Origin of the sequence: Kitasatospora sp. NPDC057542 (assembly GCF_042801945.1) — a bacterium.
In the GTDB taxonomy this organism is placed as follows: domain Bacteria; phylum Actinomycetota; class Actinomycetes; order Streptomycetales; family Streptomycetaceae; genus Kitasatospora.
In genome coordinates, this window is sequence record NZ_JBHVFE010000760.1 from 1 (window position 1) to 2248 (window position 2248).

2 protein-coding genes are annotated in these 2248 nt (G+C 72.3%); one reads left to right on the forward strand and one right to left on the reverse strand.

What is annotated here, in order from left to right:
* Positions 1-78: 78 nt before the first annotated feature.
* Positions 79-1344, forward strand: coding sequence for a beta-ketoacyl-ACP synthase II (gene fabF / locus ACFU7Y_RS43180; protein ID WP_380771938.1), 1266 nt, complete (start codon positions 79-81; stop codon positions 1342-1344).
* A gap of 80 nt (positions 1345-1424) precedes the next feature.
* Here fabF and ACFU7Y_RS43185 read toward each other — a convergent pair whose 3' ends face one another.
* Positions 1425-1919, reverse strand: coding sequence for a DUF3145 domain-containing protein (locus tag ACFU7Y_RS43185; protein WP_188296478.1), 495 nt, complete (start codon positions 1917-1919; stop codon positions 1425-1427).
* Between the last annotated feature and the right edge of the window lie 329 nt (positions 1920-2248).

Genomic DNA, 2248 nt, shown 5'->3' on the forward strand with positions numbered 1-2248 from the left:
CGCCCTCACCAGGGCGCCCGGCCGGGCCCGTCTTCGGCACGCCGCCGACCCCCGCACACGTGAGAGAAGAAGAAACCAGTGACCGCTGAAAACCGCACCGTGGTCGTCACGGGTATCGGCGCCTTCACGCCGCTGGGCGCCGACGCCGCCACCACCTGGGAGAGCCTCCTCGCCGGTAGGTCCGGTGTGTCGGCCCTGACCGAGGAGTGGGCCGAGGACCTGCCCGTCAAGATCGCGGCGAAGACCGCCGTCGAGCCGGGCGAGATCCTGCCCCGGCCGCTGGCCCGCAAGCTGGACCGCTCGGCCCAGTTCGCGCTGATCGCCGCCCGCGAGGCCTGGGCCGACGCAGGCTTCGAGACCCCCGCCACCGACGCGTCCTCCAAGCTCGCCCCCGAGCGCCTGGGCACCGTCATCGCCTCCGGCATCGGCGGCGTGACCACCCTCCTCGACCAGTACGACGTGCTGAAGGAGAAGGGCGCCCGCAAGGTCTCCCCGCACACCGTCCCGATGCTGATGCCCAACTCCCCGGCGGCCAACGTCGGTCTGGAGGTCGGCGCCCGCGCGGGTGTGCACACCCCCGTCTCCGCCTGCGCCTCCGGCGCCGAGGCGATCGGCTACGCGATCGAGATGATCCGCGCCGGCCGCGCCGACGTCGTGGTGGCCGGTGGCACCGAGGCGGCGATCCACCCGCTGCCGATCGCCGCGTTCGCCAACATGATGGCGATGTCCAAGAACAACGACGAGCCCCAGCGCGCCTCCCGCCCGTACGACAAGGCCCGCGACGGCTTCGTGCTGGGCGAGGGCGCCGGCGTGGTCGTGCTGGAGTCGGTCGAGCACGCCGAGGCGCGCGGCGCCCGGATCTACTGCGAGGCCGTGGGCCAGGGCCTGTCCTCGGACGCCCACCACATCGCCCAGCCCGAGCCGACCGGCGCCGGCGTGGCCCGCGCGCTGGCCGACCTGTTCGAGCGCAACGAGCTGGACAAGGCCGAGATCGTGCACGTCAACGCGCACGCCACCTCGACCCCGCAGGGCGACACCGCCGAGCTGAAGGCGCTGCGCAAGGAGCTGGGCGACGACCTCGACCACATCGCCGTCTCGGCCACCAAGTCGATGACCGGCCACCTGCTGGGCGGCGCCGGCGGCGTCGAGACCGTCGCCACCGTGCTGGCCCTGCACCACCGGATCGCCCCGCCGACCATCAACGTGGACGAGCTGGACGACGACGTGGACGCCGACATCGTCCGCGACGAGAGCCGCAAGCTGCCCGAGGGCCCGATCGCCGCGCTGAACAACTCGTTCGGCTTCGGCGGCCACAACGTGGTGCTGGCCTTCCGCACCCGCTGACGCCCACGACGAAGGGGCCGGCGCTCTCCGCGAGCGCCGGCCCCTTCGTCGTACCTGTCGGGCCTCCTCCGGGGGCGGCCTCAGACCACCTGGTGCAGCCAGCGCACCGGCGCGCCCTCGCCCGCGTACCGGAACGGCTCCAGCTCGTCGTCCCAGGGCTTGCCGAGCAGCCGGGCGATCTCGGCCTCCAGGTCGGCCCCCTCGCTGCGGGCGCGCAGCAGGACGGCGCGCAGCCGGTCCTCGGGGATCAGGATGTCGCCGTGGATGCCCGTGACGGCGTGGAAGATGCCGAGCGAGGGCGTGCTGCTGTACCGCTCCCCCTCCGCCGTGGCGCAGGGCTCGCTGGTCACCTCGTACCGCATCAGCTGCCACCCGCGCAGCGCGGAGGCGAGCTTCGAAGCCGTACCGGGCTCCCCCTGCCAGGAGAGCTCGGCACGCCAATGCCCGGGTGCGGCCGGCTGGCGGATCCAGTCCAGGCTCACCCGCACACCGAGCACCCCCGCGACGGCCCACTCGACGTGCGGGCACAGCGCGCGGGGCGCGGAGTGGATGTACAGAACTCCACGTGTCGTCACCGGGACCTCCAGGCTGTGGACGAGGGTCGCCTTCCCCAGCTGCCTCGTGCCTGCAGTTGACCCGCAGTTACTCACGTTAGCCGACATTAAGCTACTAAATTGAGCAAAACGGACAGGCTTTCGCTCAATGCTAGTCGAATCCTCAACGAGGTCTACCCCTCGGCCGGATCTCTCCCCCGAACGGCCCCATCGCCGGCGGGACCACCGTACCGCGCGGCGCCGCAGGATGGATGACGCACTATCGGATCCGGCCGGAATACGGTAATGCGACCGGACCGCCCGCGCCCGGCCGCCAACCGTCCACGGCAAACCGCCCCGCCGCCCCGATC